Source organism: Terriglobia bacterium (assembly GCA_020073205.1).
In the GTDB taxonomy this organism is placed as follows: Bacteria; Acidobacteriota; Polarisedimenticolia; order Polarisedimenticolales; family JAIQFR01; genus JAIQFR01.
In genome coordinates this window covers 1-3526 of sequence record JAIQFR010000195.1, presented here as the reverse complement: position 1 = coordinate 3526, position 3526 = coordinate 1, and the positions used below count along the sequence as shown (strand labels likewise).

At 64.4% G+C, this 3526-nt stretch carries 4 protein-coding genes; all 4 read right to left on the bottom strand.

Annotation, left to right across the window (positions count from 1 at the left end):
• Positions 1 to 156: 156 nt before the first annotated feature.
• The gene (locus LAO51_20275; GenBank protein ID MBZ5641083.1) at positions 157 to 822 is read right to left on the bottom strand and encodes a hypothetical protein; all 666 of its coding nucleotides are present in this window, start codon (positions 820 to 822) and stop codon (positions 157 to 159) included.
• A 195-nt stretch (positions 823 to 1017) separates the two neighbouring features.
• Complete coding sequence (locus tag LAO51_20270) at positions 1018 to 1497, bottom strand: hypothetical protein (GenBank protein ID MBZ5641082.1); 480 nt, start codon at positions 1495 to 1497, stop codon at positions 1018 to 1020.
• Positions 1498 to 1615: 118 nt separating this feature from the next.
• Positions 1616 to 2485, bottom strand: a complete 870-nt coding sequence (locus tag LAO51_20265; GenBank protein ID MBZ5641081.1) for a hypothetical protein — start codon at positions 2483 to 2485, stop codon at positions 1616 to 1618.
• An 86-nt stretch (positions 2486 to 2571) separates the two neighbouring features.
• Complete coding sequence (locus LAO51_20260; protein ID MBZ5641080.1) at positions 2572 to 3453, bottom strand: hypothetical protein; 882 nt, start codon at positions 3451 to 3453, stop codon at positions 2572 to 2574.
• Between the last annotated feature and the right edge of the window lie 73 nt (positions 3454 to 3526).

Below are 3526 nucleotides of genomic sequence, written 5' to 3'. Positions count from 1 at the left end.
ATCTGCGGGGGGGTCACGTCCGAGAGCTGGCCCATGGTCTTGCCCGGGTTGCAATTTGCCGAAACCGGGCTCGTAGCGGCAAGGAGCAGCACCGCCACGCCAAGCACCGCAAAGAGTCTCATCGCTTTCGTCATGATTACTTATCCTCCCCCTGGCTCAATAGTGGGACGGTACGTAGTTGACCGTCGTCTTCATCCGGATGTAGTAGGCCTCGCCCGGGGTCAGCGCGAAGTCCGTTCCACCCAGGGGACGGCCCGTGTAGGCCACGAGGCCGTTGCTCGACTTCACGAACCTCTGAATGTTGGTCACGTTCACGAGGCCGATGTCGTCGAGCAGAGCCTTCGCGGTGGCGGCGGTCTGGTGGTAGTTGTACGCGTAGAAGTTCGTGCCGTCCCTCGACACGCCTGCCGTGGTCTGCTGCAGGTTGTAGGCGAGGGTCGGGTCGTCGGAGCCGACCACGATGTAGTTGACCGTGGTCTTCATCCTCAGGTAATAGCCTTCGCCCGCGTTCAGGCTGAAGTCCGTTCCCCCCAGGGGGCGGCCCGTGTAGGCCACGAGGCCGTTGCTGGACTTCACGAACCGCTGGATGTTGGTCACGTTCGCGAGACCGATGTCGTCCAGCAGGTTCTTCGCGGTGTTGAGGCCGGTCTGCCTGAGGTCGGGCAGCGCGAGCGTGGTCGTGCCATCCCTCGACACGCCCGCGGTCGTCTGCAGCATCTGGTAGTTCAGCTTGAACCCCATGTTGGAGGCGAGGAGGCCGCTTGCCATGACCACCACGGCGAGAGCGACGACCATCACCCCTACGAACGTTCTCTTACTCATCCCTTTTCTCCTCCTCCGAGGTCAGTTGCCACACCCGGTGACGCAGCCCGAGCATCCCTCCCAAGACTCCGCCACGGCACGTGAGCACCCCAGCCCACGTGATCCCCGCGATAATCTACGGAGATAGGCGAAATCGTCAAGGAAAGAATCCCCCCTGCTCCTGGTGCGGCGGGTTATACGAAAGTAAGACAAAGGTCAGTCTATCCTATAGAAAACGATGTCCGAACCGTCCCGGACCGGGTCGGCGTAGGCGCCGTTCCGGACTTTCACCCCGTGATCGCAGTCGAACCGGTCGGGGACCCTCGATTTGCAAACGTAGTGGCTTTTTTGCCCGTTCGCAATGTTGAAGACCACCTGGCCGTTCCGCTTCTCGACGCTGAGACGCGCCGACCGTGAGGTTCCTACGTAGCTGCCGGCGTGCCCCAGGAGCAGCAAGAGGGCCACTCCCAGCATGACCGGAAGCACTCCGGCCAGGGCCAGCCTTCGCGCCGGCAGGAACAGGGAGGCTGGCGCCGCCGGATCGTGAGCGGGGTCGAGAGCCTCGTCGACGATCCTGCCGCGCGCGTGGGCGCTCAGGACCTCGTCGCTGCCCCCGCTCCGTCTCCACTCGGCGACCGCCCGGTCGAGGACGGCGTCGTCGCGACCCCGGTCATGGTCTTTTCGAGTCCAGAGCATGGGTGTGATCTCCCTTACGGTGGAGACTACCGGCGGGACGGGCCTGGCGTTCAACGAGAACGGAGTGATTCTCGCTTTTCTCCTGAGCAAGGGCGAAGCTCCGGCGAAGAAGTGGAGATCAGTGCTTCTTCGGCTTCTTCTCCTTGACCGGCGGGATCGCCAGGCCCTGGAAAATGCGGGTAGGCACTCCCACGTAATCGCCCAGGACAGCGCCGTTGTCGAACTCGAGCTGAGCCGCCAGGTAGAGGGACTGGCCCGACGTCAGGGTCGAAGTATCGAACGTGAAACCGTCGATCGCACCTCCGGCTGCCCCGACGACCCGCTGATTCGTGTAGGTCCACCCGGTCGCGAGCGGTGTCGGACCGAGGGGGGCGGCGGTCACGGTCCACATCAGGCGAATGCCGGTGATCGTATCGGACGCAAGTGCTCCGCTCACCCCATAGAACGAGCTGCTCACGTCCTGGAGGGTGACACTCATCGTCACGACGCTGCCGAACCGGCTGACGACCGTGACGTAGGGTTGGGGCAGCAGCTTCATGTGGAATCCGCTCGTGGTCGTCTCGGTGAGGTCGAAGCTCATCGAACTGACGAACTGCTCGGCCACGCGATCAACCATGAAGTACGAGCCTCGGCCGTCGCTCGCCGGGCTCTGGATCAACGTGATCAGTTCGCCGCTCGGGCAGCCGAAGACGTTCTCGTCGCCCAGGAACATGTATATGACGTGATCGGGGCCGAACGGAAGGAGCCACATGGCGGCGGTGGCAGTCCCCTCGTTCGCCACATTGCGGCCGCCGGCCTGCCAGAACCGGCCGATTACTTCGGGCGTGTCCATGACGGCGCCCGTCATGTAAAAGTAGCTATAGGGGCGCTGGTCCGAGAGCGTCCCCATGGTCTTGCCCGGGTTGCAGTTGGCCGAGGCGGGGCTCGCGGCCGCGAAGAGCAGCGCCGCGACGCCGACCGTCACGAAGAGACTCTTCGTTTTCGTCATGATCTCGTGCCCCCTCCTTGCTGCGGAAGGGCCGCGGGGATGCCCCCACGGCCCTTCCTCTCTCGTTCCTTTGAGACCGGCCAAGATCAGTGGCTCTTCGGCTTGTCCTTCCCAGGCGCGACCGCCTGCCCCGAATTGCAGTTGACCCGGGTCGGCTCACCCACGTAGTCGCTCAGCACCGCGCCGCCGTCGAACTCGAGCTGCGCGGCCAGGTAGACGTCCTGGTTCCCCGCGCAGTCGAGCGTGACGCCGGCGACCGCACCGCCGCCCGCGCCGGTGGTCTTCTTGTTGGTGTAGGTCCAGAGGGCGGCCGCGGGACCCGGCTCGCGCCCGTTCTGGCCGGCGGCGCGCATCAGGCGCACGCCCGTGATCGTCCCGGATGGAAGCGCCCCCGACACCCCGTAGAACAAGGGGCTCGCGTCCGGAAGGGTCACGTCCATCGTCAGGCCCGTTCCCGACTTCTGGGCGTTGGCGATGCGCGGCTGGGACAGCGGCTTCATGTTGAATCCATCCGATGACGCTTGGGTGTAGTCGAAGGTCATCGAGCTGACGAGCTGCTCGGTCACCCGCGCGACCACGAAGTAGGCGCCCCTGCCGTTGGTGGCGGGGCTCTGTACCACCGTGATCAGGTCACCGGTCGGGCAGCCGACCACGTTTTCGTCCCCCAGGAATCCGTTCATGATGAAATCCGAATGGCCGATCGGCGACGCGTCGCGTAGCCACTGGCTCGCGTCGTAGGTCCCCTCGTTGGCCGAGGCGCGGGCGCCGGCCTGCCAGAACCGGCCGATCACGTCCGGAAATGCCGTGCTTGCACCCACCCCCGCGAGATGAGTGATCTGCGGGGGGGTCACGTCCGAGAGCTGGCCCATGGTCTTGCCCGGGTTGCAATTTGCCGAAACCGGGCTCGTAGCGGCAAGGAGCAGCACCGCCACGCCAAGCACCGCAAAGAGTCTCATCGCTTTCGTCATGATTACTTATCCTCCCCCTGGCTCAATAGTGGGACGGTACGTAGTTGACCGTCGTCTTCATCCGGATGTAGTA